The organism is Planococcus sp. MSAK28401 (assembly GCF_018283455.1).
GTDB classification, from domain to species: Bacteria; Bacillota; Bacilli; order Bacillales_A; family Planococcaceae; genus Planococcus; species Planococcus alpniumensis.
On the sequence record NZ_JAAMTH010000001.1, the window covers coordinates 1,590,561 to 1,616,540 of the forward strand.

Consider the following 25,980-nt stretch of genomic DNA (forward strand, 5'->3'; position numbering starts at 1 on the left):
ATCGGAAAAGGAGGGTTCGAGATGCTCGAAATTGTCGGCTGGGTTTTTGTGCTTGTGTTTTTTGCCATCGGTTTCATCGGACTAGTGTACCCGGTCATCCCAGCGTCGCTGTTCATTTTCGGCGGATTTATCATTTATGGCCTGTTTTTCAGTTTTGCTGATTTGCCGTGGTGGTTCTGGCTCATCGAGATCTTATTTGTCCTACTGCTGTTCGGGGCAGACTTATTGGCCAATGCAGTTGGCGTGAAAAAATTCGGCGGTTCAAAAGCAGGTTTAGTGGGCAGTACGGTCGGATTGATCTTCGGCCCATTCATTATCCCGTTTGCCGGCATTCTCATCGGCCCGTTCCTCGGCGCCATCATTGCAGAGATGCTCGTCAACAAATCATCGATCAAAAAGTCGATCCGCTCGGGAATCGGCTCGGTGGTCGGTTTTATCACCTCTGCATTGACCAAAGGCATCATACAGGCCGTGATGGTCGGCTTGTTCTTCTGGGTGATTTGACTGCCTTCTCCGACTAAGGTCTGAAAAGTATATGCCAATATGCTTTATATTTGTATCGGTCTGAAAATTTTGATACGCTAACAAAGTAGAACAATAGACTCAAGGAGGAATTTAATCATGGCATACGAACTACCGGAACTACCATACGCGTACGATGCGCTAGAACCGCACATCGACAAAGAAACAATGAACATTCACCACACGAAACACCACAACACGTACGTAACAAACGTAAATGCGGCCTTGGAAGGTCATGACGATCTTTCTTCAAAATCAATCGAAGAATTGGTTTCTGACTTGAACGCAGTGCCGGAAGATATCCGCACAGCTGTCCGCAATAACGGCGGCGGCCACGCGAACCACTCGCTATTCTGGCAGCTTCTTTCCCCAAATGGCGGAGGACAGCCAACTGGCGCAGTAGCTGACGCAATCAACAGCAAATTCGGAAGCTTTGACGAGTTCAAAGAAAAATTCGAAGCTGCTGGCAAAACACGTTTCGGTTCTGGCTGGGCTTGGCTAGTCGTTTCCAACGGCGAGCTTGAAGTCACTTCAACACCAAACCAGGATTCTCCACTTTCTGAAGGCAAAACGCCGATTCTTGGAGTGGACGTTTGGGAACACGCATACTACTTGAAATATCAGAACCGCCGCCCGGACTATTTGGCAGCATTTTGGAATGTTGTAAACTGGGATGAAGTTTCCGAGCGCTACGAAGCTGCTAAATAATTGTTAAATATTGAAACCTGGACACACACTTTTTCGTCTGAAAAAGTGTGTGTTTTTTTATGTCCGTGCTATACTAACAACTGGATATTTTTTTGAAAGGAGCTACGTGCTCATGAAAACCCCTCAAAAACGTCGTGTTTCGCTGGCGAAGTCCAAACTCCAGTCCAATACGACCTTTCGGATGAACATTCTCTTTTTTGCTATTTTTCTGCTGTTTTCCATGCTCATCCTGCGCCTAGGGTATTTGCAAATCGTCAAAGGGGAAGATTATGCCCGTGCGATTGCCAGAACCGAGGAAGTGGCGGTCAACACCAGCGTGCCGCGTGGACGGATTTTTGATTCTGCCGGACGCTTGCAAGTCGATAACGAGCCTGTCAACAGCATCACGTATACGAAGATGCAGACGACTAAAAGCAGCGAAATGCTTGAAGTGGCTGAAGAGCTCGCCAAATTGATTGAAAAAGATACTGAAAAAGTGACCTTGCGCGACAAGCAGGACTTTTATATACAATTGAATACGGAAAGCGCAACTGAAAAAGTGACAGCTGAAGAACGCGCTGCAATTGAAGCGGAAGACGTGCCCCAAAAGGAAAAGCAGCAAAAGCTCGATGCCTTGGTCCGTGAGAAAATCACCGACCAAGAACTCAACAGCCTGACGGATGAACAATTGGAAGTTCTCGCAATTTACCGTGAAATGACTTCTGGCTATGCGTTGTCGCCGCAGATCATCAAAGGTGAAGGCGTCACCGATGAAGAATTCGCCATCGTATCAGAGCACTTGACGGATCCGAAACTGGAAGGCGTCAATACGGTCACTGACTGGAAGCGCGTAAAAATGACCGATTTGACGATCCTCGGCAGTACGACGACGCCTGACCAAGGGATCCCGGCCAACCGCCTCGATTATTATTTAAGCCGTGATTACTCCCGCAATGACCGTGTCGGCACAAGCTTCTTGGAACAACAATATGAAGATGTGCTGCAAGGCCAGAAATCGAGCGTCAAAAACGTCACCGACGGCCGCGGCCGCGTCATCGAGACAGTGCCGGTAGATGAGGGCGAACCTGGAAAAGATTTGGTCTTGACGATTGACAGCGAACTTCAATATGAGCTGGAAAAAATTGTGGAAGAAAAATTGCTTGCATTAAAAGCAGGGCCAAATTCACAGCTTGTCAAAGACGCGTACTTGGTCATGATGAATCCACAAACTGGGGATGTGCTGTCGATGGTCGGTAAACGCGTCGGCGAAGATGAAAACGGCAGACGCGTCGTCAACGACTATGCGTTTGGTACGTTTACGGCTGCCCATGAAATGGGATCAACCATCAAGGGCGCGACTTTGCTGACGGGATATGCACAAGACGCTGTCGAGATTGGCGAAGTGCAAATCGATGAACCATTGAAGTTTGCAGGCACAACCCAGAAAAACTCGATTTTCAATACGACACCATTCAATCGCATTCCGATGAATGATTTGATGGCGATTGAACGGTCGTCTAACGTTTATATGTTCAAAATTGCTATGGATATCGCCGGTAAGCAATATCAATACAACCGAGGATTGAGTGTCGACCCAGAAAGTTTTGCCTTGATGCGCAACTCCTATGCTCAGTTCGGCCTTGGTGTCGAGACCGGCATCGATTTGCCGAATGAAGGCACCGGCTATCTGGGTGGTGTCAGTCCGGGGACAAAGCTTTTGGACCTTGCAATCGGCCAGTATGATACGTATACAACAATGCAATTGGCGCAATATATCTCCACTATCGCCAATGATGGTTACCGAGTGCAGCCGCATATCGTCAAGGAAATCCGCAAACCTTCTCCTGACGGCGAGACACTTGGGCCGATCGAGACCATCATCGAACCGAAAATCATGAACCGCGTCAATAATACGCAAGAAGAAATTGACCGTGTCAAAGAAGGTATGCGCAATGTGTATATCGGCAGCTCCGGATCGGCACGCGCGCAGTTCAGCGATACGCCTTATACTGCAGCCGGCAAGACCGGTACAGCAGAAGCTTATTATTTTGAACGCGGTAATCCATTTCATAACACCGTGAACGTCAATATCGCACATGTCGGGTTCGCCCCTTATGAAAATCCGGAAATTGCATATGCCGTTGTCATTCCTTATGTGACGACTGATCCAACCAAGGTGCCAAAAACAAATAATGAAATTGCCCGTGCTGCAGCAGACAAGTATTTTGAGTTGAAAGCGCAGCGCAGCGAAGACGAAGCGAATGAAATCAAGCCGCCTTTTAGCGGAACACGAATTGAATAAACAAGCCTTCTATCTAGATGAAATAAACCGCCCAACCAAAGTCCTGAAACGGACGCTGGTTGGGCGGTTTTTATTTTTTTCAATAAGACTTTCGTCATTTACAATTTCTTAACAATGGCTTCATATGTCCTCAACAATAGAATCGTATAGTTGGTCTTGTAAACAACAAACCATATTAGGGGGAAACATTAAAATGAGAAACTGGAAGTTCGCTATGGCATCAACAATTCTTGGAACGGCATTTCTACTTGGCGCATGTGGCAGCACGGAAGAAACTGCAACAGGCAGCGAAACGGCTGATTCCTCATCAGACGAAGCAGTACTGGAAGGTTCGGTCACTGGTGATGGATCATCTACAGTCGCGCCAATCCTTGAAGGCATTGTTGAAGAATACGCAGCAGTTCAACCTGAAGTCCAAGTAACGGTCGGTGTTTCCGGTACGGGCGGTGGATTCGAAAAATTCATCCAAGGTGAAACAGCTTTCTCGAATGCTTCTCGACCAATTAAAGAAGAAGAGGCGGCTGCTCTAGAAGAAGCAGGCATCGAATACACAGAATTCCTTCTTGCTTATGACGGGCTATCGGTAGTCGTCAACCAGGAAAACGACTGGGTGGAAGATTTGACGGTGGAAGACTTGAAAAAACTTTGGGTAGAAGATGGCAGCACAAAAATGTGGTCAGACATCAATCCGGAATGGCCGGATGAAGAAGTCGTATTTTATGCGCCAGGAACAGCTTCTGGAACATACGATTATTTCAATGAAGTCATCCTCGAAGAAGAAGACATCGTCGAATCAGCGACATTGTCTGAAGACGACAACACGCTTGTTCAAGGAATTCAAGGAGATCCAAATGCAATCGGATTCTTCGGCTATGCTTACTACATTGCGAACCAAGATACATTGAAAGTCGTAACTATTGATGGCGTCGAGCCAAACCCGGAAACAATTGAATCCGGTGACTATTCGCCACTATCACGCCCGCTCTTCACTTACGCCAACAATGCGAAAATTGCTGAAGATGAAGCGGCATACGATTTCATGCAGTTCACTTTAGAGAATGCAGGGCAAATGGCTGAAGCTGTCGGATACGTGCCATTGGCAGAAGAGGATTACGAGCAAGGCTTGGCAGATCTTGAGGCGTTGAAATAAATCAAGTTGCAAGTTCAGTCTTAGGGTGAGCAGCTGCTGCTCGCCTTTTGCGGTTGAAAGGGGATTCTATTATGCGGACATCGGTTCAGGAACTGATCGCAAAGTCGAAAGATAAGAAAAGCAAAAAAATTATTGAGAAACTCATCCCGATCCTATTGTTTTTGATCGCTTCTGTTTCGGTTTTGACAACCATCGGGATTGTCCTGACATTAATCATTGAAACCATTACCTTCTTTACAAGAGTACCACTGTCTGACTTCATCCTTGGCACGACTTGGCTGCCGTTCGCCAATAGCGGAGCCCAGTTCGGCATTTGGCCGTTGATCGTCGGAACACTGAAAATCACCGGTATCGCGATCGTCGTGGCTGTGCCGATCGGCATTTCAGCTGCCATTTACTTGAGTGAATACGCTTCTGACAACGTCAGGCGCATCGTCAAGCCAGTTCTTGAAGTTTTGGCGGGAGTCCCGACCATCGTTTACGGCTTTTTCGCCTTGACGTTCGTGACGCCTGTATTGCAAAGCTTTTTTCCGGAAATCAAGATCTTTAACGCGATTTCACCAGGGATCGTCGTTGGCATCATGATCATTCCGATGATCGCTTCGCTGTCGGAAGACGCCATGTCGTCTGTTCCGAAAAGCATTCGCGATGGCGCGCTTGCCATGGGTTCGACAAAATTTGAAGTCGCCTGGAAAATCACCGTCCCGGCAGCATTGTCCGGCATCATTGCCTCGGTAGTGCTCGGCTTGTCCCGCGCGATCGGCGAGACGATGATCGTTTCGCTTGCAGCAGGGTCAACACCGAAATTCGATGGTGATTTCACTGGATCGATCCAGACGATGACCGCCTATATCGTGCAAGTATCCAAAGGTGATGCCGGCTATGGAACGACGATTTACTATTCCATCTATGCAGTCGGCTTCACATTATTCCTCTTCACGATGGCGATGAATATCCTTGCTGGGTATATGTCAAAACGTTTCCGGGAGGAATATTGAGATGAGATACATTGAACAGGAAAAAGTCGTCCGGCGTATGAACGGCCGAATGGTCGTCAACCGGGTCTTTCAAGGGCTCTTTATGTTTGCAACAGCGCTCGCGCTGCTTGCACTGGTGATCTTGCTGTACCGGATTGTCAGTCAAGGGGCAGGACATCTGTCGCTCGACTTCCTTACCAACTTTGCTTCACGGTTCCCGGATCAAGCGGGAATTAAAGCGGCGCTCGTCGGGTCGATCTGGCTGATGGCAGTGGTCGCTCCTACATCCATTTTGCTTGGCGTGGGATCAGCGATCTATTTAGAAGAATACGCCAAAAAAGGGCGCATCACGACATTTATCCAAATGAATATTTCCAACTTGGCGGGGGTTCCGTCAGTCGTCTTTGGTCTTCTTGGACTGACGATCTTTGTCCGGGCGCTGGCGCTCGGCAACAGCATCCTTGCGGCAGGCTTTACGATGAGCTTGCTTATCCTGCCGGTCATTATCGTGGCGGCACAGGAAGCGATCCGTTCGGTTCCGGGCGAATTGCGTGATGCATCCTACGGTATGGGTGCAACCAAATGGCAGACCATCGTGCGCATCATCTTGCCGGCAGCGATTCCCGGCATCCTGACAGGGAGCATTCTTGCTTTGTCGCGAGCCATTGGCGAAACAGCACCGCTGATCGTTGTCGGCATCCCGGTTATCATCCAGTTTTTGCCGGAAGGTGTCATGGACACATTCACCGCCTTGCCGATGCAAATCTATGACTGGTCGAGCCGTCCGCAAGCTGAGTTCCAGACGGTCGCAGCTGCTGGGATCATCGTCTTGATGGTCGTGTTGCTATTCATGAATTCAATAGCAGTCTTCATTCGGAACAAATTCGATAAATCCTATTAAAGTGTCATGCGGAAGGGGAGTTCATTATGAACACAGCAACGATCAAAACGAAAATCAATACAGCACAGCCTACCTCAGTAGAACAAGTTGAGAAGGAAAGTGTTTATAGCACGCGCCAATTGAATTTATGGTATGGCAATAACCATGCCTTGAAAAACATTGATTTGGAAATCGGGGAAAACGAAGTCACGGCGATTATCGGGCCATCAGGGTGCGGGAAATCAACTTATTTGAAAACATTGAACCGCATGGTGGAACTGGTGCCTTCTGTGAAGACTTCAGGGGAAATCCAATACCGCGGCCGCAATATCTTTGAATCCAGTTACGGAGTTGAAGAATTGCGCACACGCGTCGGCATGGTGTTCCAAAAGCCGAATCCGTTCCCGAAATCGATTTATGATAACATCGCTTACGGCCCGCGCATCCACGGCATCAAAAACAAGAAAATCTTGGACGAAATCGTCGAAAAAAGCTTGCGCGGCGCAGCCATCTGGGACGAAGTGAAAGACCGCCTGAACGAAAATGCATACGGCATCTCGGGCGGCCAACAGCAGCGGATCTGCATCGCGCGCACATTGGCGATTGAACCGGACGTCATCTTGATGGATGAGCCAACATCTGCACTTGACCCGATTTCTACTTTGAAAATCGAAGAACTAGTGCAGGAATTGAAAGAGCAATACAGCATCATCATCGTAACCCATAATATGCAGCAAGCTGCGCGGATTTCCGATAAAACTGCCTTCTTCTTGAACGGGGAAGTCATCGAATATGACCGTACGGATACAATTTTCTCTAACCCTGCCGACAAACGGACAGAGGATTATATTTCAGGTCGATTCGGCTGACCGAAAACTGCATTCAGCAGGAACAGTTTCCTGCTGGCCGTAATCAAAAGAAGAATGGGAGGAACAGTAAATGGCAGTACGCGAAAAGTTTGAATATGAACTGCATTCAGCACAAGAACAATTGATTACACTGAGCACGATGGCCATCGATGCGCTCGACAAATCGATGAAGGCGCTTATCGCCCACGATATCGACAAAGCGCTTCAAGTGATCGACGATGACGCCAACATCAACCGCCTCGAAGAAGAACTGAATGACCAGGTGATCTTGTTGATTGCTAAGCAATCACCGGTTGCGACCGATCTCCGGCGCTTGATCGTCACGATCAAAGTAGCGTCGGATATGGAGCGCGTCGGGGATTACGCCGTCAATATCGCAAAAGAAACGATCCGCATCGGGCAGCAGGACCTGCTTGAACCGATCAGCAAAATCCAGCGCATGCACGAACTCGCGACTTCCATGCTGCGCCAAGGCATAGATGCCTTGATCGAGGAAGATGTGGAAAAAGCCAAAGAAATCGCCGACCTCGATGATGAAGTAGATGATTTGTACGGTGAAGCGATCCGGCTATTGTTCCAGCACAGCGCCAAAGAGCCCGAAAAGCTTAGCCAAGTGACACAATTGGCATTTGTCTGCCGCTATATGGAACGATCTGCAGATTATGCGACCAATATCGCGGAGCAATTATTCTACCTCGTCCGCGGCCGCCATTACGATCTAAATAAATAAATGAATGAATGAACAAAAACCACAGCCTGGGCTGTGGTTTTTTATTTAAGGAAATCAATGGGAAGCGGCATTTTTCAGTAGACAAACACTGAAGGTATGCTATAATAATTAAGTCGTATAGATCACGCTTATTAATGAAATGGATTTTTTGAAAGAATTGGGAGGGATATCGATGCGTGTAAACATTACACTAGCTTGCACAGACTGTGGCGAAAGAAACTACAGCACTGTTAAAAATAAGCGCAACAACCCTGAGCGTCTTGAATTGAAAAAATATTGCTCACGTGAAAAGAAAATGACAACACACCGTGAAACGAAGTAAGTAATTGACTGCCAAAACCTCTCGGGGTTTTGGCTTTTTCTTTTGTTATGCGCAGTTTATTATAGAAGTGATACATAGAGGCAATCCACAGTTCAGCAGAAGGGGCGTTTGCGTTATGGAAAAAGCAGTGTTGAGGAAATCGGTCATCGGCCAAATGAGTGAACTTACAAAAACACAACATGCCGATATGTCATCGGCGATTTTGGAGAAACTTCTGGAAGATCCCGATTTTCAAAAAGCCCAAACCATTGGAGTGACTATCTCGCGCTGGCCGGAAGTCAATACGATCCCGCTGATCGAAGCGTGTTGGCAGCTGGGAAAAAGAGTCGCCGCGCCGAAATGTTTTGCAAAAGACCGGACGATGGATTTCCGGCTGTTCAACAGACTTGGCCAATTGGAAATCGTCTACATGGACTTACAGGAACCGATTGAAGCCGATACGGAATCTGTCAGCCCGGAAAGCATTGATTTATTGATCGTGCCCGGCGTTGTCTTTACGCAAAGCGGCTACCGCATTGGTTTCGGTGGAGGCTATTATGACCGCTATCTGAGCGGATTTAGCGGCCATACCCGGTCGCTTGCATTTGATTTCCAACTGGCTGGCGAATTGCCTATCGAAAGCCATGACATATCTGTCGATGGCATCATTACGGAAAAAAGAACAATCGACTCGAAGGCGGTGAGAGCATGAAAGACCTTTACGATGTAATGCAATTACTGAAAAGGTACGGCACGATCATTTATACTGCGGATTTCATTTCGGATATCGATTTGATGGAATCCGACATTCGCGACCTATACGACCACGATTTCATCACGCCGCGTGAATACGCGTCTGCCTTGATGATTTTGCGGCAGAAACGCACAGAATATGAGAAAAAAGGAAAATCATGAAACCGAAAGCGTTTTGGCGCGTCTATTAAGGGTAATTGCTTTCGCTCGAGGGTGATTTGTTCTATACTATAAGGTATTGAATTTCCATTTTACTTGAAACTGAAATTCGCACGAACCGGACAAACGCTCCGGTAAGACGAGGAGGATGTGCGGCAATGAAAAACAAAGAATGGCCTAAGCATTCGGTCCTGGCCATCGCAGTCATCGCGACATGGCTGACGACATATGTCGTCTACAAAACGGCCTTTTCCATTACAATCGACAATGCATTGCAGGAATTCATCCTGTTCTTGAACCCCTTAAGCTTACTATTATTCGCCTATGGAGGCGCGCTCTTCTTCAAGAGCAAGAAAGCAAGAAATCGCTATATCCTAGCCATCGCCGTTTTGACTTCGGTCATTTTATACGGCAATGTGGCGTTCTACCGTTTCTTTACGGATTTTATCACGCTGCCCGTATTGTTCCAAACGGATAATTTTGGTGACATCGGCAATAGTGCTGCTGCGAGCATCTTCTGGAGCGATATTCTCTATTTCGCTGACATCATCATCATCCTGTTGGCGATGCGCTTCGTGAAGGAGAAGGAGACAGCAGTCAAATCGGCAGCGACACACCGCAAAGCATATTTTGTCTTGTCAGCAGCTGTGCTGTTCTTTAACCTCGGCCTTGCCGAAGCAGAACGCCCACAACTATTGACGAGAAGCTTTGACCGCGAAATGCTCGTCAAGAACCTGGGGATGTATAACTACCATCTGTATGATGTTTATATCCAATCGAAATCACAAGCACAGCGAGCGCTTGCGGACGGCTCCGAATTGACGGAAGTGACCAACTACGTCCGTTCGAACCAAGCGGAACCATCTGAAGAAATGTTCGGCGCTGCGGAAGGGCGTAATTTGATCGTCGTGACACTCGAGTCATTGCAGACCTTTGTTTTGAACAATGAAATGAACGGCGAGACCATCACGCCTTTCATGAACGAATTGACACAAGACGAAGATACGATTTACTTCCCGAACTTTTACCACCAGACCGGGCTCGGGAAAACTTCCGACTCCGAGTTCCTGCTTGAGACTGGCATGTATCCGCTGAGCGGAGGCGCCGTGTTCTTTACGCACAGCGGTAATACATTTAATTCCATGGCGGAAAAGATGGGCAATGAAGGTTATTCGACCAATGTCCAACACGCCAATACGAAAAGCTTCTGGAATCGCGACATGATGTACGAATCACTTGATATTGACAAGTTCTATGATATCCAGAGCTATACAGTAGGCGAAGGGCAAGCCGTCAACTGGGGCATGAAGGACATTCCGTTCTTCGAGCAATCAGTCGGCCATATGTCTGAAATGCAGCAGCCGTTCTATACGCGCTTGTTGTCGCTTACGAACCATCATCCATTCACATTGGATGAGGAAGACAAACTGATCGATGAGTTCGATTCCAATTCAGGCACGTTGAACCGTTATTTCCAAACGGTGCGTTATTTGGATGAAGCGGTCAAATCATTGTTCGAAGATTTGAAGGAACAAGGATTGTATGAAAACTCCATCATCGTGATGTACGGCGACCATTATGGCATCTCCGACAACCACAACGAAGCGATGGCGCAGTATCTAGGCAAGGAAATTACGCCGTATGAATCGGCGCAATTGCAAAAAGTGCCATTTTTCGTCCATATCCCAGGTTATGAAAAGGGCTATGTAGATGAGGAAATCGGCGGCCAAGTGGATATGCGTTCGACGATCCTTCATTTGATGGGCATGGAAACCGAAAAAGACATTCAATTCGGGGGAGATTTATTCTCTGAAGAACACGAGGAATTCGTCATTTTCCGTGACGGGCGCTTTGTGACCGATGAATATGTCTATGCGGCGAATGTCTGCTACGATATCGAAACGGGCGAACCGATGGAAGACCAAAGCGTGTGCGATCCATACGCTGAACAGGCTCTTGAGGAGCTCCAGTATTCCGAATCGATCATCAATGGCGATTTGCTGAGGTTCTATGAAGAGGAAAACGGCCAATTGAAAACATTGGATGAACAAGAACAACCGTAAGACAAAAAGGGCTGCCAAACCGATATGGTTATGGCAGCCCTTTTCTTTATGGCCAATAAAAAAACCGGCGCAATGAATGCGCCGGTTTCTTTTTTCTTAATGAAGGCCAGGTGGGTAACCGTGTGTAATGAGAGTTGCAACGGTGAAACCGCCGAAAATAACAAAGGTCCCAAAATTAAATAAGAATCCTAAAACTTCTTTGTTTCTTAGGGTTTGAACTGTACCGATTGCAGCAAGAACTGCTGTGAGGCCGAAAATAACCATCAAAATCCAACTCATCTTATGACACTCCCTTCAACTTTAACAGCCAGTGCCGTCTTCTACTCTTTATATTGTAAAGAAATTCTGCAAGTTTGTCGAGGCGTAAAAATGTCATTCTATTGAACAAGCAAAAGAATGTGTTCATGATATACTGCTAATGAGGTGAAAGTCATGTTAAAAATTGATCGGCTGGAACTAGGCCCAGTGCAAACGAATTGCTACATCATATCAGGGGAAGGCAAGCAATGCGTCATTTTCGATCCCGGTGAGGAAGGTGGGAAAATCCAGGACCTGCTGAAACGCAAGCAATTGACGCCGCTTGCGATTCTTCTGACACACGCTCATTTCGACCATATCGGGGCGGTAGACGAATTGAGGGAGCTATATAAAATCCCTGTCTACCTTCATTACAAAGAACGCGATTTCCTTGGACGGCCGAATTTGAATGGCTCGGGTAAATATGCGGCATTGCCGGATTACCGTGTAGCGGATGCGGACGAATTGATCACCGATGAACAATCGCTTGAAATCGGGCCGTTCAAAATGGAGTTGTTCCATACACCTGGGCATTCGCCAGGCAGCGTGAGCTTTTATTTTCCAGAGGACCGTTTCGCGATTGTCGGGGACACCTTGTTTTCCGGAAGCATTGGACGCACCGATTTGGCGGAAGGCTCAGAACAAGTGCTGCTAAAATCAATCCGTGAATCGCTATTGACGCTGCCGGAAGAAACCTTCCTGTTCCCCGGGCACGGCCCGGAAACGACCCCAAAACAGGAACAACAGCATAATCCTTTCCTGCGTATGTAAAGGACATAAAAAAAAACGGCCGAGATGGCCGTTTTTTTGCGTTCACATTCAATTACTATTAATGACCTGCTCCTGGGACGTGGATGAACGTAGAGTAGTAAGTAAAGCCAACGAAAAAGACTGTCAGATAGGCTCCAAAAATATACATGTACATGCGTTCAGAAATGTTTAAGTATCCAAGAAGAACGAAGAAGCCGGTATTGGCAACCATCAACAATGATACTTCTACCATATCGCCGACATAAAATAAAATTGCAAAGATTCCAGTCCACCATCCCATTAATTTAAACATATTATCCATGGGTAATCCCTCCTTTGCCACAATACAATAATCTCCTATTCATTATATAGGAAGACGAGTCTATGTGTAAACAAGGACTTCGGGCTAGTTTGTGACAAAGCGGTGTAGGCGTATCCATAAAGCGTTCTCTTGCTATGGATACATGCCCTGAAAACCTGGATTTCCGGCCGTAAAGGCGTTCAAATAATTATTTTGGTATTTTCGATATTCAAGGGCCATCCATGTGCTTATACTAATGGGGAGCGGAGAGGCAGCCTCCGCTCGGAGACCCGGACAGGAGGTGAATATGCAAGATATCATTGAACGGCGATGCTTCGATCTATTGCATTCCGCCGTAGAAGAAAAAACCACCGATATCCACATCAGGCCAGAACCCCGCGATTACAGTATCACCTACCGGACGTACAACCAGTTCAAGCCGGTAACAAAAATCCCCTTCGATTTAGGCGATCGCATGATTGCTTACTTCAAATACCTCTCCCTTTTGGACATGAGCGAAAAACGAAAACCCCAAACCGGCTCATTCCATCTCCAGATGAATGGGCATACCCACCATTTCCGAATTTCAACATTGCCTTCAGTGATGACGAAAGAAAGCATCGTCATCCGTGTCATTCCCGACAGCACAGCGTTGTTCCTCGACGAATTGGCGGCATTCCGCGATTCGGCCAGGCTGCTCGAGAAGCTTGCCGGCGAACGGCAGGGCTTGATGCTTTTGACAGGCCCGACCGGCTGCGGCAAATCGACCACTTTGTATTCTCTTTTGCGTCATTGCTCCGAACGGCTCCACCGCAATGTCATCACGTTGGAAGATCCTGTGGAGCGCCAAAATCCCGCCTTTCTTCAAATTCAAGTAAACGAAAAGTCGGGAATGAATTATGCGACCGGCTTGAAAGCGATTTTAAGGCATGATCCCGACATTATCATGATCGGCGAAATCCGTGATGCCGAAACTGCTGAAATAGCCGTCAGGGCTGCGTTGACAGGGCATTTGGTGTTTTCGACGATCCATGCCAGGCATTCGGTCGGCTGCCTCCACAGGCTCCATGACCTGGGAATCCCTTATGAAGACATGCTGCAGACGCTCATCGGCATCGCTGCCCAGAAAATTGTGCCGATGTACGAGGATTTGGACCAGCTCGAGATGAAGCATCGTGCGTTATATGAAATTCTGTGCGATTCAAGTTTGGCGGACGCCATCCGTTCAGCGAGACAGCAGCAGGATTATCAACTGCCGGAGCATTTATCGTTCGGCGGTCAGATACGGGAAGGGGTGAGGATCGGTGCGCTTCATTCCGGTTTCGAGTTCTAGGCGCTTGCCGTTTCGTGAGCGCGCCCAATTTCTGACGAGGCTTTCGGTTTTGATGTCGGAAGGCTATTTGTTTCCCGTCGCCATGACGCTGCTTTTGCCTATGCATACAGAGCGTGTGGAAGAAGCGCTTACGGGCATGGACCGCATCTTGAAAGGCGGCGGCAATGCTGCCGAAGTGCTGAAATTTCTCGGGTTCCGCGAACGCGTGCTATTTCCGGTCGAGATTGCCGAGTTCCATGGCAAGCTCAGCGAAGCGATTCATGGCATTGCTGCCGGATTCAAGCGGACGGAAGAAGTACAGAAGAAACTTCGCAATATCCTCGTCTATCCTGTCTCACTATTGATTCTTACCGCCGCCTTGTTCTTGTTTTTCAGGACCAATTATGTGCCCAATCTGACTGCCCTGATGTCTTCGCTGCAGCACGGCGAAGAAGGCGAAGGGGTTCCGGTTTATTTGCTGCGCATTCCGGACATAGCGATTGCTGTCTTCACGGCTGCTGCGTTATTGGTTCTTGGCTTTCGTGAATATCTAAAGCGGCAGCCTGCCGAGCGCCAAATGGCCTTATTGATTAAGCTGCCGGTTATCGGACCTGTTATGCGACTTTATTGGTCGCAGCTCGCCTCCAGGGAGCTTGGAACGCTTTTGCATAGCGGAATTTCCTTGCAGGAAGCGCTGATGCTTCTGCGCAAGCAGCGCCATCATCCCATCATCAGCCAAATCGCTGAATCGCTGCATGACGAAGTCAAGACCGGCATCGCGCTGTCATTTGCTGTAGATCGCCATGCATTTGCAGCGAACGATATGGCGGCATTCATCCGCCACGGGGAAGCGACCGGCATGCTCGGAAAAGAGTTGATGCTCTATAGCGAAGTGTTGCTCGACAGAATTGAACTGCAAGCCCAGCGTTCATTGAAAATCATCCAGCCCAGTTTCTTTGTGTTGATTGCGGTTTGTATTGTCGCCGCCTATTTGGCGATTCTCTTGCCGATGTATAATCTCGTCCATACGATATAAGGAGGAATACGATGAAACGATTAAAAAACCAACGGGGCTTTACGCTCATCGAAATGCTGATCGTCATGTTGATCATTACGGTATTGATCGCCATCGCCATCCCGAATGTCTCGAAACAGACTTCGGCTGTCGATGAAAAAGGCTGCAAGGCATTCGTCCAGATGGTCCAGGGCCAAGTGGAATCCTACCGAATGGATAAAAAAGCGGTACCGGTGATGGCGGACTTGGTTTCCGAGGGCTATTTGAAAACAGGTGAAACGAGCTGCCCGAATGGAGAAGTGATCAATATTTCAGTTGACGGCGTGGTGACCTCATCAAAAGCCTCCTGAAAAGCAACTCAGGATTTACCTTAATTGAAATGTTGCTCGTGTTGATGGCGGTCGGAATCAGTGCCTCACTTGTTGTGGCTTCTGTTGCATCGCTCGAAAGAAAGCGCGAAGAAGACCGTTTTTTTGTGTTGCTGGAACAAGACATCCATTATGCCCAAAGCCAAAGTTATTCACTCGGTACGTCCGTAACTTTGGTTTTCTGGAATCACAAGCCAGGTTATGAAGTGATGTATGGATTAAGTTATCCGGGATATGCCAGGACCATGCCGAAGTCGATCAGCTTGAACGCGGCCAGCAATATTCGTCAAGTATATTTCACGCCGAGTGGTTCGATCCACCAGCCAGGCACCATGCGCTTTTCGACCAGCAGCGGTGAAAGGACGGTGACGGTCCATCTTGGAAAAGGGCGCGTGGTGGTTTCAAAATGACAAGGGCATCTCCATGGCGGAAACGATGCTCAGCCTGTTTATGGTATTTCTAGTGTTCGGTTCGCTCCTGCCACTCGTCCATGATATGCAGGTCAGGCTCGAACTGAAGAAAGAGCGTCTCGCGGCTTATGAGACTTTGCATGAAGCGGCAAAAACCATTGCCTCTACAGGCAGCGCTGAAGGCCAACGCTCAGTGAACGGCATCTTGTATTCCTGGCAAGCGGAAGGCCATTGCGTCGAGTACGTGGATTTTCAAGGGGAGCAGGTGCGCTTATGCATCGAGTGAACATCCGGTCATCAAAAGGGTTTACGTTTCTGGACAGCCTGTTGGAGTTGTTGGCATTATCGATTATGCTGCCGCTTGTCGCGATGTTCTATCTATTCAGCTCGCAATTTTTGATGGATTTGGATTCCGGCGCGACAGAGTTCCGTCTGTTTGCGCTGGAGCTGCAGCAGTATCTGGATGGCAGTGAACAAATTTACATTATGCGCGATGGAAAAGGCGTTCGCATTGTTCGTGAAGGCGTTGTTTACGATATCGAATTGTATGGTAGCGTCGTGCGCAAGCGAAAAGATCAGCTGGGCCATGAAATCATGCTGACCGATGTAAAAAACAGCATTTTTCAACTGGAAGGCAAGCGTTTGACCATCCAGCTGGAGTTCCAAAGCGGCGCAAAAGAGGAGGCCGATTATGCGCTCTCGCTTCCTGACTAGCCAATCCGGCGCAGTCTATCCACTGTCACTTGTGTTTTTTCTGTCCGCACTGACCCTGTTATCCCATATGGTGCTGCTTTATGCGATTGAATATCAGACTTATGATAGTTTGGAAAATGTTCATAGAAATGCTACTATACAACTACTGATGGAAATTGGGCAAAATAAAATCCCTGAGCAGGGTAGTACGGGTGGGAACAATGAACAGAATATATTTGATCGGTTTTATGGGCTGCGGTAAAAGTGCGGTCGGCAGGAGGCTAAGTTTTTTATTGAAAATGCCGTATTATGATATGGACAAAGAAATCGTCCGACAGATGGGCATGGCGATACCTGAAATCTTCGAGCGTTTCGGTGAAGAATATTTCAGGAATCTCGAAACGGAATTTTTGCAAAATTTGCAACAGGATCATTGCATCATTTCTACGGGCGGTGGCGTCACGATGCGTAAAGTGAACCAGCGCCTCATGCGCCAGACGGGGCTCGTGTTATTCCTGGATGCGCCTTTCAAGGAAATTTGGCGGCGCATCCATAAAGACCCGAACCGCCCAATTGTCAGGCGTTCGACGCGCGAGGAAATCGAAGCGCTCCATAAATCGCGTTACCGTGATTATAAACGGACGGCGCATATCACCATCCGGACCGAGCACCGCACGCTGCGGCAGATTACCCAATATGCTGCATTTCAAGTTAAACGCCTGAAAACGAATGATCAGCACGCATAATAGCGGAACATTCGTGTTTGAGGCGTTAAGGTAAAAAAGATTGCGCTTTCGTTGATTCAATGTTAGGATGTAGTCGAAGTTATACTATTCTGTATAGCGGGATGGACCAATTCAACATTGATTTGGGCGGATGATTGTACGGGGAGAGAACGCATTGGGCGTCGCCGAAGGAGCAAATGATTAAATCATGAATCTCTCAGGCAAAAAGACTCGTACAGGACGCATCTCTGGAGAACGCTGACGATGTGCAGCTACCGATGAGGAAAGCCGTTACGGTAAACTTTCAGGTGCCAGGACAGAGAATTCCCTTTTATTGTAAAGGGGATTTTCTGTCCTTTTTTGTGCGCTTTGAAAACAGGAGGGAAAGAGATTGGGACAATTGAAGCGAACACCTTTGTTTGACTCGTATGCCCGCTACGGCGGCAAGACGATCGATTTCGGCGGATGGGAATTGCCGGTGCAATTTTCTTCCATCAAGGACGAGCATGAAGCAGTCCGCACTAGAGCAGGATTGTTTGATGTTTCCCATATGGGCGAGATATTCGTCTCGGGCCCGGACAGCCTATCTTATTTACAGAAATTGCTGACCAATGATGTATCAAAGCTTCAGGATGGCCAGGCGCAATACACGGCGATGTGCTATGAAGATGGCGGCACGATCGATGATTTGCTTGTCTACAAACTCGAAGATGAGCGCTATTTGCTGGTGGTCAATGCATCGAATATCGACAAGGATTTCGAATGGATGCAAAAACATCACGATGGCCAAGTCGAACTTGATAATGCCTCGGAACGTTTTGGCTTGTTGGCGCTGCAAGGGCCGCTGGCTGAAAAAGTATTGTCTGCGTTAACGGAAGAAGATTTATCGGCGATCCGCCCATTCCGCTTCAAGAACCAAGTAGAAGTCGCTGGGCAGCAAGTATTGGTTTCGCGGACCGGCTACACAGGGGAAGATGGGTTTGAAATCTACGGCAGCCCGCAAGCCGTCACGGCTCTATGGGACCGGATCTTGGAAACAGGTGAATCGGAAGGCGTCGTGCCGGCAGGACTCGGTGCACGCGATACGCTGCGTTTTGAAGCAGGGCTTGCGCTATACGGCCAAGAATTGTCAAAAGAAATCACACCGCTCGAAGCGGGCATCGGTTTTGCGGTCAAATTGAAAAAAGAATCCGACTTTATCGGGAAACAGGCTTTAGTGGATCAAAAAGAAGCTGGGGTACCCCGCAAATCCGTCGGCATTGAAATGATCGACAAGGGCATCCCGCGCCACGGCTATGCAGTTTACACGGGCGATGAGAAAATCGGCGAAGTCACGACCGGTACACAGTCGCCGACATTGAAAAAGAATATCGGGCTGGCTTTGCTGGATGCTGAGCATAATGAGCTGGGCACGGAAGTGGATGTCGAAATCCGCAATAAGAGGCTAAAAGCAAAAATTATCGCAGCGCCATTTTATAAACGCTCTAAATAATCCGAATAAAGAAGGGGACTGCACACGATGAAACATCGCTATCTACCAATGACTTCCCAAGATGAAAAAGACATGCTCGAGACGATCGGCGTCCAATCGATCGACGAATTGTTTTCGGACATTCCTGAAAAAGTACGCTTTAAAGGCGAATACAACATCAAGCCTGCAAAATCCGAATCGGCCTTGACGAAAGAGTTGGCACAGCTCGCCGGCAAGAACGCGGATTCTGTCCGCTACGCCTCTTTCCTCGGCGCGGGTGTCTATGACCACTACAAACCGATCATTGTCGATCACGTCATTTCCCGTTCCGAATTTTACACAGCCTATACGCCTTACCAGCCGGAAATCTCCCAAGGGGAATTGCAGGCGATCTTTGAATTCCAGACGATGATCGGTGAACTCACCGGCATGGATATCGCGAACTCTTCCATGTACGACGGCGGAACAGCGCTCGCAGAAGCGGGCATGCTTGCAGCCGGCCAGACGCGCCGCAAGAAAATCCTCGTTTCCCGTGCTGTCCATCCGGAGTCGAGAGACGTTGTCCGCACTTATGCACTCGGCCAGTCAATCGATGTGGTAGAGGTTCCGCTCAAAGACGGCCGCACGGATATCGAGGCCTTGAAAGAAATGGTCGATGAAAACACCGCGACCGTCATGGTCCAATACCCGAACTTTTTCGGTCAAGTGGAAAACTTGAAGGAAATCGAACCGATTGTCCACGAAGCAGGCGCTTTGTTTACGGTATCATCCAATCCTCTGGCACTCGGCGCACTTACGCCTCCAGGTAAATTCGGCGCAGATATTACAGTCGGCGATGCACAGCCGTTTGGCATTCCTGAAGCATTCGGCGGGCCCCATTGCGGCTATTTCGCCGTAACGCAGAAATTGATGCGCAAAGTTCCGGGGCGTCTTGTCGGCGAAACGACAGACGATGAAGGCAGACGCGGATTCGTATTGACTTTGCAAGCGCGCGAACAGCATATCCGCCGTGACAAAGCGACATCGAATATTTGCTCGAACCAAGCATTGAACGCCTTAGCGGCATCTGTTGCCATGACGGCGCTCGGCAAGGAAGGCGCGAAAGAAATCGCGGTGCAAAACATCGCCAAGACGCAATACATGAAGCAGCAGCTGAAGAAATCCGGCTTCGAGATCGCATTTAATGGCGCCCATTTCAATGAAATTGCCGTCAAGCTCGGCTCATCGGTCAAGGAATTGAATGCGGCTTTATTTGAAAAAGGCATGATCGGCGGCTATGATCTCGGCTTGAGTTACGATGAGTTGCAAGGACATATGCTGATTGCGGTCACTGAGCAGCGTTCTAAAGAAGAAATCGACACGTTTGTACAGGAAATCGATGCATTCGTGCGAGAAACGGAGGCTTCCCATGCATAAAGACAACCAGCCACTCATTTTTGAAATGACCAAACAAGGCCGTGTCGGCTACAGCCTGCCGGAACTTGATGTGCCGGAAGTGGATTTGACTGAATTGCTCGGCCAAGAACTAGTACGCGATGAGTTTGCGGAATTGCCGGAAGTCTCGGAACTCGACATCATGCGCCATTACACAGCGCTATCAAAACGCAACCACGGCGTCGATTCCGGATTCTATCCGCTCGGCTCGTGCACGATGAAATACAACCCGAAAATCAATGAATCCGTTGCCCGTTTCTCAGGCTTCGCGAACATCCACCCGCTGCAGGAAGAATCGACTGTCCAAGGCGCGATGGAATTGATGTATGACCTTCAGGAACACTTGAAGGAAATTACCGGCATGGACGAAGTGACACTTCAGCCGGCCGCTGGTGCACACGGTGAATGGACGGGCCTCATGATGATCCGTGCTTTCCACGAAGCGAATGGTGATTTCAACCGCACGAAAGTCATTGTGCCGGATTCTGCCCACGGAACAAACCCAGCTTCTGCGACAGTCGCTGGTTTCGAGACCGTGACTGTGAAATCGAACGAGCACGGCTTGGTCGACCTGGAAGACTTGAAGCGCGTAGTCGGCGACGATACAGCAGCACTCATGCTGACGAACCCGAACACGCTCGGCCTTTTCGAAGAAGATATCCTAGAAATGGCATCGATCATCCACGAAGTCGGGGGTAAGCTGTATTACGACGGAGCGAATTTGAACGCGGTCATGTCAAAAGCACGCCCTGGCGATATGGGCTTTGATGTCGTCCATTTGAACTTGCATAAAACTTTCACCGGCCCGCACGGCGGTGGCGGCCCAGGATCCGGACCAGTCGGCGTCAATGCAGACCTGATCCCGTATTTGCCGAAGCCGATCCTCATCAAAACCGATGAAGGCTTCACATTCGATTACGACCGCCCTGAGTCCATCGGGCGCGTCAAGCCGTTCTATGGCAACTTTGGCATCAATGTCCGTGCCTATACCTATATCCGCACAATGGGGCCGGACGGCTTGAAGAAAGTGACTGAATACGCTGTATTGAACGCCAATTACATGATGCGCCGCCTTGCGCCTCATTTCGATTTGCCGTACGACCGCCACTGCAAGCATGAATTTGTGTTGAGCGGCCGCCGCCAGAAGAAACTTGGCGTCAGAACGCTCGATATGGCGAAACGCCTGCTTGACTTCGGTTACCATCCGCCGACGATCTACTTCCCGCTCAACGTGGAAGAAGGCATGATGATCGAGCCGACCGAGACCGAATCGAAAGAAACGCTCGATGACTTTATCGATGCGATGATCCAAATTGCGCGTGAAGTGGAAGAAAACCCGGAGATCGTCCAAAATGCACCGCATACGACGGTGATCAACCGGCTGGATGAAACGAAAGCGGCTCGCAAGCCAGTTCTTCGTTATCAGAAACCGTCAGACAGCGAATGATATAAAAAAACCCCGGAAGCAATTGCTTCCGGGGTTTTTGATTATTTGGATTTGATTTTGCCTGTCCATTTTTTGAAGCCGCCCTGCAATTGGAACAATTGCTCATAGCCTTTTTTCTTCAGGAACAATGCAACGCGTCCGCTTCTTGCCCCGTTCTGGTCATACAGATAGACCGGTTTGTCGGCACGGATTTCCTTGTAGCGCTGGCGCAATTGCGATTGCGGGATGTTGCGCGCCCCAAGAATATGGCCGGCTGCGAAATCTTTTGGTTCCCGGACATCGATGAGCTGCGCTTTTCGGTAGCCTTGAATGAATTCTTCCTGGTTCAGATCGGTGACTGCTTTGCGGATGCGCAGGAAGGAGACGACCGCAAAGATGAGGATGGCGATGACGACACCCAATGTGATATACAATAATTCCACTGTTCTTGCCCCTTTCTATACTTACTCATTATAAGAGATATGGTGACGGATATTCAATGGCTATGTTACAGTAATCTGGGCAAATCAGAGGCAATCCTGTGAAGCCTGCGGGCAGGAAGCGCGCTGCGGCTGGAGTTTCAGTTGTCAAGTGCTTTCAACAGGAAAATAAATCGATTTTTGTGCTGAATTATGCGAACATACGTGTCTTTCGTCTCATTTTAACGAAAGGGAAAACGCAGAACCCTTGCCATTGCTCGATTATCCAGCCGCGCAAATTTTCCATCAGAAAAATGTTATTGCGAGTGAGTTTCAATATATAGTATCATGGGAATTGTAATAATACTATATATAGTGTTAAGCCCATATAATATAAAGGAGGATTTGTCAAATGGTTTCCGCCACACAATCCGAATATACATTAAACGTCGAGTCCCTGAACAAAGACATTGAAGCTTTCCCGCAAGTCCACGCGGTAACGAAGGACATGAAGAAAACCCATAAAGGCGTATCCCGCCTGGTCATGATCGACCGCTATTCCTTCAAGGACACTAGCAAAAGTACATTGAAGCCTGGCGATTTCGTCGTGTTGACGGTCAAGGAAGACCCGAAATTTCCAGCACGCGGCCTCGGATATATCGTCTCGATCGACCAAGACGCGAACAAAGCACGCGTGTGGATCGAAGAAGATTACCGCAGCGCCATCGACAACCCTGAAGAAGTAGAGCAAGGCATCGTCAACCGGCCGATCGATGTCATCGAAAAACCGCTCGAAGTATTTTACGAGCAAATCGCCAAACGTAATGCCACTGGGCTTTCTGCAGTCGAGAAAACTCCTGAAAAGCAAAGCGAATGGTTCACGAAATTCTACGAGCAGCTCGTCAACTTGAATTTCGTCCCTGCCGGCCGTGTGCTGTACGGGGCAGGCGCTGACACCGATGTCACGTATTTCAACTGCTACGTCATGCCGTTTGTAGCTGATTCACGCGAAGGCATCTCAGACCACCGCAAGCAAGTGATGGAAATCATGAGCCGCGGAGGCGGTGTCGGAACGAACGGATCGACTCTTCGCCCGCGCAATACACTCGCTCGTGGCGTCAATGGCAAATCATCCGGTTCTGTTTCATGGCTCGATGATATCGCGAAACTGACGCATCTGGTCGAACAAGGTGGTTCACGCCGCGGTGCCCAGATGATCATGCTTGCTGACTGGCATCCTGATATCGCGGAATTCATCATTTCCAAAATGCAAAACCCGCGTATTTTGCGCTATTTGATCGAAAACACCGAAGACGAAACGATCAAACGCTTGGCGAACGATAAATTGAAGTTCAAACCTTTAACTGAGCAGGAAGAAGCGATGTACCAAGGTTTGCTTAACTACCGGACGATTCCGGGCATGGGTGGATTCAACGAAAAAATCATGCGCGATGCAGAAACGAAACTGCGCGATGGCGGGACGTTCTCTGTCCATAACGAAGAATTCCTCACCGGCGCCAATATTTCCGTTACCTTGACGAAAGACTTTATGGAAGCAGTCGAAAAAGACGAGGACTTCGAATTGCGCTTCCCGGCAGTTGAAACGTATTCGAAAGAAGAGATGGCGGTTTATAACGAGGAATGGCATAAGATCGGCGATGTCCGCGATTGGGAAAAAATGGGCCATAAAGTCCGGACCTACCGCGTGATCAAAGCGCGCGAACTATGGAACTTGATCAATGTATGCGCGACATATTCCGCAGAACCTGGCATCTTCTTTATCGATAATGCCAATGAAAAAACGAACGCCACTGCATACGGCCAAAAAGTCGTAGCGACGAACCCATGCGGTGAGCAACCGCTTGCGCCTTATTCCGTGTGCAACTTGGCAGCCGTCAACCTGGCACGCTTTGCAGATCCAAAAACGAAGCAAGTCGATTTTGAAGCACTTAAAGAAACAGTGCGCGTCGGCGTGCGCATGCAAGACAACGTCATCGATGCAACGCCATATTTCCTGGAAGACAACCGCATCCAGGCACTTGGCGAACGCCGTGTAGGACTTGGCGTCATGGGCCTTGCCGATTTGCTCATCTATTCGGACCGTGAATACGGCTCTCCGGAAGGCAACGAGCTGGTCGATGAGATTTTCAAGACGATTGCAGTCGCAGCTTACGAAGCGTCAACGGAACTCGCGGAAGAGCGCGGCAGCTTCCCGTTCCTCGTCGGCGAAACAGATGCAGAAACCGAGAACCTGCGCCGTGCATTTACCGAAACCGGCTTTATGCAAGGGATGCCGGAAGAAATCCGCCAAGCGGTGCTCGACAAAGGAATCCGCAATTCCCATCTATTGACGGTGGCACCGACAGGGTCGACTGGCACGATGGTTGGCGTCTCGACAGGATTGGAACCGTATTATTCATTCACATATTACCGCAGTGGGCGTCTCGGGAAATTTATCGAAGTAAAAGCGGATATCGTCCGTGAATACTTGAAGAACAACCCGGATGCAGAAGAAGACAATTTGCCGAAAGCGTTTGTCACTTCGATGGATCTTGCCCCTGAAGCGCATGCTGATGTGCAATGCATCATCCAGCGCTGGATCGATTCCTCAATTTCGAAAACGGTCAATGCGCCGAAAGGCTATACCGTTGAACAGGTTGAAGGCGTCTATGAGCGTCTCTACAAAGGCGGTGCCAAAGGCGGCACAGTCTACGTCGACGGCAGCCGTGATTCGCAAGTGCTGACTTTGAAGGCTGAAGACAATACATTCGAAGAAGACCATAAAGAAGAAGACACTGGCAAACGTCCCGTCGTCTTGATCGACACGATCCAAGACTTGCGCTCGACCAATGTCACGATCGGATCGGAAGTAGGCAATACTTGCCCTGTCTGCCGCAAAGGGACAGTGGAAGAAATGGGCGGATGCAATACCTGCACGAACTGCGCAGCCCAATTGAAATGCGGACTGTAACAAAAAACTTCAAATAGCCGGAGTCATATTCTCCAGTTACAAAAGCGGAAGCCAAAATAGGCTTCCGCTTTTTTTTAGCTTGTCGAGTAAGTTAAGAATACGTATTTTCCGAAGCTTATCGCTCGCTTTCCGCGGGCGGGAATCGAGCCTCCTCAACCGCTTCGAAACCTTTGTGCTCTCACATCTGCACAGCAGATGCGTCGCAAATGATTAGACTCAGCAATGCTTCGCTTAATCATTGTCTGCGGGGTCTCTCAAACCCGTCGCTTCGCTGCTCCCGCAGGAAAGATAAGGTCGAACTACATGAGATCTTATCTTTGCGAAGTAATGCATAGCATTATTGAGCAGAAGGGTTTACGAGCGAACGCTTCTCCAAATACTGAGATAGTTCTTTGATTTTTGATTGTAGAAAGGACTATCCCCTTTCGATTCATAGCGGCACATATAATTCTTCAACACTATTTTGTCTGCACACGCGTCTCCGTCTTCTGGCTTGCTGCTAATTGAACGTATGCTAAAATGGAAAAGGAAAGTCAAGAAAGGGGTGCAAGAGCATGAGAGTCTTGGTGTTGAACGGTCCCAATTTAAACCGTCTCGGCAAACGCGAAAAACAAGCGTACGGAAGTTTTACTTTGCAGGAGTTGGAGCAGGAACTGTCGGAATTCGCAGAAGAGGAAGGCTTTGAACTGGTCTGCCGGCAGTCTAACCATGAAGGCGAATTGATCGATTGGATCCATGGCGCGGACGATGATGCCATATCGGGCATTGTGTTAAATGCCGGTGCCTATACGCACACGAGCATTGCGATACGCGACGCCATCGCATCGGTCCAAGTGCCGGTCGTTGAAGTACATATTTCCAATATCCATGCCCGTGAAGAGTTCCGCCACTATTCCCATATCGCGCCGGTAGCTACCGGGCAAATCGCCGGATTCGGCAAGGATGTTTACCGGCTAGGGCTCCAGTCGCTCTTGCTTCGACAACAGAAAGGATGA

General features: G+C 48.6%; 28 protein-coding genes and 1 riboswitch. Of the genes, 25 read left to right on the plus strand and 3 right to left on the minus strand.

Going from position 1 to position 25,980, the window contains the following annotated elements; genetic code table 11:
- Positions 1 to 21: 21 nt before the first annotated feature.
- The 12 genes from G3255_RS08065 to G3255_RS08120 all read left to right on the plus strand — a co-directional run bounded on the left by G3255_RS08065 (position 22) and on the right by G3255_RS08120 (position 11,393).
- A complete protein-coding gene (locus G3255_RS08065) occupies positions 22 to 504 on the plus strand; it encodes a DUF456 domain-containing protein (RefSeq protein WP_211654006.1) in 483 nt (160 codons plus the stop codon).
- Positions 505 to 621: 117 nt separating this feature from the next.
- Positions 622 to 1,230, plus strand: a complete 609-nt coding sequence (gene sodA, locus G3255_RS08070; RefSeq protein WP_211654007.1) for a superoxide dismutase SodA — start codon at positions 622 to 624, stop codon at positions 1,228 to 1,230.
- 112 nt (positions 1,231 to 1,342) lie between these two features.
- Positions 1,343 to 3,511, plus strand: a complete 2,169-nt coding sequence (locus tag G3255_RS08075; RefSeq protein WP_211654008.1) for a peptidoglycan D,D-transpeptidase FtsI family protein — start codon at positions 1,343 to 1,345, stop codon at positions 3,509 to 3,511.
- Positions 3,512 to 3,704: 193 nt separating this feature from the next.
- Positions 3,705 to 4,661, plus strand: a complete 957-nt coding sequence (locus tag G3255_RS08080) for a PstS family phosphate ABC transporter substrate-binding protein (RefSeq protein ID WP_211654009.1) — start codon at positions 3,705 to 3,707, stop codon at positions 4,659 to 4,661.
- Between the two features lie 71 nt (positions 4,662 to 4,732).
- Entirely contained in the window at positions 4,733 to 5,659 is a 927-nt protein-coding gene (pstC, locus tag G3255_RS08085) for a phosphate ABC transporter permease subunit PstC (RefSeq protein WP_211654010.1), read from the plus strand.
- Position 5,660: 1 nt separating this feature from the next.
- Complete coding sequence (pstA, locus tag G3255_RS08090; protein WP_058380903.1) at positions 5,661 to 6,539, plus strand: phosphate ABC transporter permease PstA; 879 nt, start codon at positions 5,661 to 5,663, stop codon at positions 6,537 to 6,539.
- A 26-nt stretch (positions 6,540 to 6,565) separates the two neighbouring features.
- Positions 6,566 to 7,387 carry a phosphate ABC transporter ATP-binding protein PstB gene (gene pstB / locus G3255_RS08095; protein ID WP_249222088.1) on the plus strand — a complete coding sequence of 274 codons (822 nt, stop codon included), beginning with the start codon at positions 6,566 to 6,568 and terminating at the stop codon, positions 7,385 to 7,387.
- Positions 7,388 to 7,457: 70 nt separating this feature from the next.
- Entirely contained in the window at positions 7,458 to 8,117 is a 660-nt protein-coding gene (phoU, locus tag G3255_RS08100) for a phosphate signaling complex protein PhoU (RefSeq protein WP_211654011.1), read from the plus strand.
- Between the two features lie 172 nt (positions 8,118 to 8,289).
- Positions 8,290 to 8,439 (plus strand): 50S ribosomal protein L33, encoded by a 150-nt coding sequence (gene rpmG, locus G3255_RS08105; RefSeq protein WP_082799233.1) that lies wholly within the window; start codon positions 8,290 to 8,292, stop codon positions 8,437 to 8,439.
- 115 nt (positions 8,440 to 8,554) lie between these two features.
- A complete protein-coding gene (locus G3255_RS08110; protein ID WP_211654012.1) occupies positions 8,555 to 9,130 on the plus strand; it encodes a 5-formyltetrahydrofolate cyclo-ligase in 576 nt (191 codons plus the stop codon).
- Entirely contained in the window at positions 9,127 to 9,333 is a 207-nt protein-coding gene (locus G3255_RS08115) for a YqgQ family protein (protein WP_211654013.1), read from the plus strand. The genes G3255_RS08110 and G3255_RS08115 overlap by 4 nt, the downstream gene beginning before the upstream one ends.
- A gap of 155 nt (positions 9,334 to 9,488) precedes the next feature.
- Positions 9,489 to 11,393, plus strand: coding sequence for an LTA synthase family protein (locus tag G3255_RS08120; RefSeq protein ID WP_211654014.1), 1,905 nt, complete (start codon positions 9,489 to 9,491; stop codon positions 11,391 to 11,393).
- Between the two features lie 96 nt (positions 11,394 to 11,489).
- On the opposite strand, the gene G3255_RS08125 is transcribed toward G3255_RS08120, so the two are convergent.
- Positions 11,490 to 11,672 (minus strand): DUF2759 domain-containing protein, encoded by a 183-nt coding sequence (locus tag G3255_RS08125; RefSeq protein WP_058380897.1) that lies wholly within the window; start codon positions 11,670 to 11,672, stop codon positions 11,490 to 11,492.
- Between the two features lie 153 nt (positions 11,673 to 11,825).
- Here G3255_RS08125 and G3255_RS08130 point away from each other — a divergent pair, with 153 nt between their 5' ends.
- Positions 11,826 to 12,461, plus strand: a complete 636-nt coding sequence (locus tag G3255_RS08130) for an MBL fold metallo-hydrolase (RefSeq protein WP_211654015.1) — start codon at positions 11,826 to 11,828, stop codon at positions 12,459 to 12,461.
- Positions 12,462 to 12,519: 58 nt separating this feature from the next.
- Here the strand turns inward: G3255_RS08130 and G3255_RS08135 are convergent, their stop codons facing one another.
- Positions 12,520 to 12,762 (minus strand): DUF2626 domain-containing protein, encoded by a 243-nt coding sequence (locus tag G3255_RS08135; protein ID WP_058380895.1) that lies wholly within the window; start codon positions 12,760 to 12,762, stop codon positions 12,520 to 12,522.
- Between the two features lie 286 nt (positions 12,763 to 13,048).
- Between G3255_RS08135 and comGA the strand changes: the two genes are divergently transcribed.
- From comGA to gcvPB, 10 genes are all read left to right on the plus strand, one after another.
- Positions 13,049 to 14,074, plus strand: a complete 1,026-nt coding sequence (comGA, locus tag G3255_RS08140) for a competence type IV pilus ATPase ComGA (protein WP_211654016.1) — start codon at positions 13,049 to 13,051, stop codon at positions 14,072 to 14,074.
- Positions 14,046 to 15,089 carry a competence type IV pilus assembly protein ComGB gene (comGB, locus tag G3255_RS08145; RefSeq protein ID WP_211654017.1) on the plus strand — a complete coding sequence of 348 codons (1,044 nt, stop codon included), beginning with the start codon at positions 14,046 to 14,048 and terminating at the stop codon, positions 15,087 to 15,089. The genes comGA and comGB overlap by 29 nt, the downstream gene beginning before the upstream one ends.
- Before the next feature lie 11 nt (positions 15,090 to 15,100).
- Positions 15,101 to 15,418: a competence type IV pilus major pilin ComGC gene (gene comGC / locus G3255_RS08150; protein WP_211654018.1), complete on the plus strand. Its 318-nt coding sequence runs from the start codon at positions 15,101 to 15,103 to the stop codon at positions 15,416 to 15,418.
- On the plus strand, positions 15,415 to 15,846 hold the full coding sequence (comGD, locus tag G3255_RS08155; RefSeq protein ID WP_283092938.1) for a competence type IV pilus minor pilin ComGD: 432 nt from the start codon (positions 15,415 to 15,417) through the stop codon (positions 15,844 to 15,846). Before comGC ends, comGD begins: the two co-directional genes overlap by 4 nt.
- Positions 15,847 to 15,859: 13 nt before the next feature.
- Positions 15,860 to 16,132, plus strand: a complete 273-nt coding sequence (locus G3255_RS08160; RefSeq protein WP_249222089.1) for a hypothetical protein — start codon at positions 15,860 to 15,862, stop codon at positions 16,130 to 16,132.
- Positions 16,120 to 16,560: a competence type IV pilus minor pilin ComGF gene (gene comGF / locus G3255_RS08165; protein WP_211654020.1), complete on the plus strand. Its 441-nt coding sequence runs from the start codon at positions 16,120 to 16,122 to the stop codon at positions 16,558 to 16,560. Before G3255_RS08160 ends, comGF begins: the two co-directional genes overlap by 13 nt.
- 200 nt (positions 16,561 to 16,760) lie before the next feature.
- Entirely contained in the window at positions 16,761 to 17,285 is a 525-nt protein-coding gene (locus G3255_RS08170) for a shikimate kinase (RefSeq protein ID WP_211654021.1), read from the plus strand.
- A 130-nt stretch (positions 17,286 to 17,415) separates the two neighbouring features.
- A riboswitch (glycine riboswitch) is annotated at positions 17,416 to 17,507 on the plus strand.
- Positions 17,508 to 17,655: 148 nt separating this feature from the next.
- On the plus strand, positions 17,656 to 18,756 hold the full coding sequence (gene gcvT / locus G3255_RS08175) for a glycine cleavage system aminomethyltransferase GcvT (RefSeq protein WP_211654022.1): 1,101 nt from the start codon (positions 17,656 to 17,658) through the stop codon (positions 18,754 to 18,756).
- 27 nt (positions 18,757 to 18,783) lie between these two features.
- Positions 18,784 to 20,151, plus strand: a complete 1,368-nt coding sequence (gene gcvPA, locus G3255_RS08180) for an aminomethyl-transferring glycine dehydrogenase subunit GcvPA (RefSeq protein ID WP_211654023.1) — start codon at positions 18,784 to 18,786, stop codon at positions 20,149 to 20,151.
- On the plus strand, positions 20,144 to 21,616 hold the full coding sequence (gcvPB, locus tag G3255_RS08185; RefSeq protein ID WP_211654024.1) for an aminomethyl-transferring glycine dehydrogenase subunit GcvPB: 1,473 nt from the start codon (positions 20,144 to 20,146) through the stop codon (positions 21,614 to 21,616). The genes gcvPA and gcvPB overlap by 8 nt, the downstream gene beginning before the upstream one ends.
- 41 nt (positions 21,617 to 21,657) lie before the next feature.
- Here the strand turns inward: gcvPB and G3255_RS08190 are convergent, their stop codons facing one another.
- On the minus strand, positions 21,658 to 22,038 hold the full coding sequence (locus G3255_RS08190; RefSeq protein WP_058380884.1) for a rhodanese-like domain-containing protein: 381 nt from the start codon (positions 22,036 to 22,038) through the stop codon (positions 21,658 to 21,660).
- Between the two features lie 388 nt (positions 22,039 to 22,426).
- Between G3255_RS08190 and G3255_RS08195 the strand changes: the two genes are divergently transcribed.
- Positions 22,427 to 24,985, plus strand: a complete 2,559-nt coding sequence (locus G3255_RS08195; protein WP_211654025.1) for a vitamin B12-dependent ribonucleotide reductase — start codon at positions 22,427 to 22,429, stop codon at positions 24,983 to 24,985.
- A 554-nt stretch (positions 24,986 to 25,539) separates the two neighbouring features.
- On the plus strand, positions 25,540 to 25,980 hold the full coding sequence (gene aroQ / locus G3255_RS08200; RefSeq protein ID WP_211654026.1) for a type II 3-dehydroquinate dehydratase: 441 nt from the start codon (positions 25,540 to 25,542) through the stop codon (positions 25,978 to 25,980).

Excerpts from the sequence above, each read along its gene's own strand:
- G3255_RS08125 (WP_058380897.1), bottom strand. The coding sequence starts at position 11,672 with ATGAGTTGGATTTTGATGGTTATTTTCGGCCTCACAGCAGTTCTTGCT.
- G3255_RS08080 (WP_211654009.1), top strand. The coding sequence starts at position 3,705 with ATGAGAAACTGGAAGTTCGCTATGGCATCAACAATTCTTGGAACGGCA.
- comGA (WP_211654016.1), top strand. The coding sequence starts at position 13,049 with ATGCAAGATATCATTGAACGGCGATGCTTCGATCTATTGCATTCCGCC.
- pstB (WP_249222088.1), top strand. The coding sequence starts at position 6,566 with ATGAACACAGCAACGATCAAAACGAAAATCAATACAGCACAGCCTACC.
- phoU (WP_211654011.1), top strand. The coding sequence starts at position 7,458 with ATGGCAGTACGCGAAAAGTTTGAATATGAACTGCATTCAGCACAAGAA.
- sodA (WP_211654007.1), top strand. The coding sequence starts at position 622 with ATGGCATACGAACTACCGGAACTACCATACGCGTACGATGCGCTAGAA.
- G3255_RS08075 (WP_211654008.1), top strand. The coding sequence starts at position 1,343 with ATGAAAACCCCTCAAAAACGTCGTGTTTCGCTGGCGAAGTCCAAACTC.
- gcvPB (WP_211654024.1), top strand. The coding sequence starts at position 20,144 with ATGCATAAAGACAACCAGCCACTCATTTTTGAAATGACCAAACAAGGC.
- pstC (WP_211654010.1), top strand. The coding sequence starts at position 4,733 with ATGCGGACATCGGTTCAGGAACTGATCGCAAAGTCGAAAGATAAGAAA.
- G3255_RS08065 (WP_211654006.1), top strand. The coding sequence starts at position 22 with ATGCTCGAAATTGTCGGCTGGGTTTTTGTGCTTGTGTTTTTTGCCATC.
- G3255_RS08130 (WP_211654015.1), top strand. The coding sequence starts at position 11,826 with ATGTTAAAAATTGATCGGCTGGAACTAGGCCCAGTGCAAACGAATTGC.
- G3255_RS08120 (WP_211654014.1), top strand. The coding sequence starts at position 9,489 with ATGAAAAACAAAGAATGGCCTAAGCATTCGGTCCTGGCCATCGCAGTC.
- G3255_RS08170 (WP_211654021.1), top strand. The coding sequence starts at position 16,761 with ATGAACAGAATATATTTGATCGGTTTTATGGGCTGCGGTAAAAGTGCG.
- G3255_RS08110 (WP_211654012.1), top strand. The coding sequence starts at position 8,555 with ATGGAAAAAGCAGTGTTGAGGAAATCGGTCATCGGCCAAATGAGTGAA.
- G3255_RS08160 (WP_249222089.1), top strand. The coding sequence starts at position 15,860 with ATGGCGGAAACGATGCTCAGCCTGTTTATGGTATTTCTAGTGTTCGGT.
- comGF (WP_211654020.1), top strand. The coding sequence starts at position 16,120 with ATGCATCGAGTGAACATCCGGTCATCAAAAGGGTTTACGTTTCTGGAC.
- G3255_RS08115 (WP_211654013.1), top strand. The coding sequence starts at position 9,127 with ATGAAAGACCTTTACGATGTAATGCAATTACTGAAAAGGTACGGCACG.
- aroQ (WP_211654026.1), top strand. The coding sequence starts at position 25,540 with ATGAGAGTCTTGGTGTTGAACGGTCCCAATTTAAACCGTCTCGGCAAA.
- rpmG (WP_082799233.1), top strand. The coding sequence starts at position 8,290 with ATGCGTGTAAACATTACACTAGCTTGCACAGACTGTGGCGAAAGAAAC.
- G3255_RS08135 (WP_058380895.1), bottom strand. The coding sequence starts at position 12,762 with ATGGATAATATGTTTAAATTAATGGGATGGTGGACTGGAATCTTTGCA.
- comGC (WP_211654018.1), top strand. The coding sequence starts at position 15,101 with ATGAAACGATTAAAAAACCAACGGGGCTTTACGCTCATCGAAATGCTG.
- G3255_RS08195 (WP_211654025.1), top strand. The coding sequence starts at position 22,427 with ATGGTTTCCGCCACACAATCCGAATATACATTAAACGTCGAGTCCCTG.
- pstA (WP_058380903.1), top strand. The coding sequence starts at position 5,661 with ATGAGATACATTGAACAGGAAAAAGTCGTCCGGCGTATGAACGGCCGA.
- gcvPA (WP_211654023.1), top strand. The coding sequence starts at position 18,784 with ATGAAACATCGCTATCTACCAATGACTTCCCAAGATGAAAAAGACATG.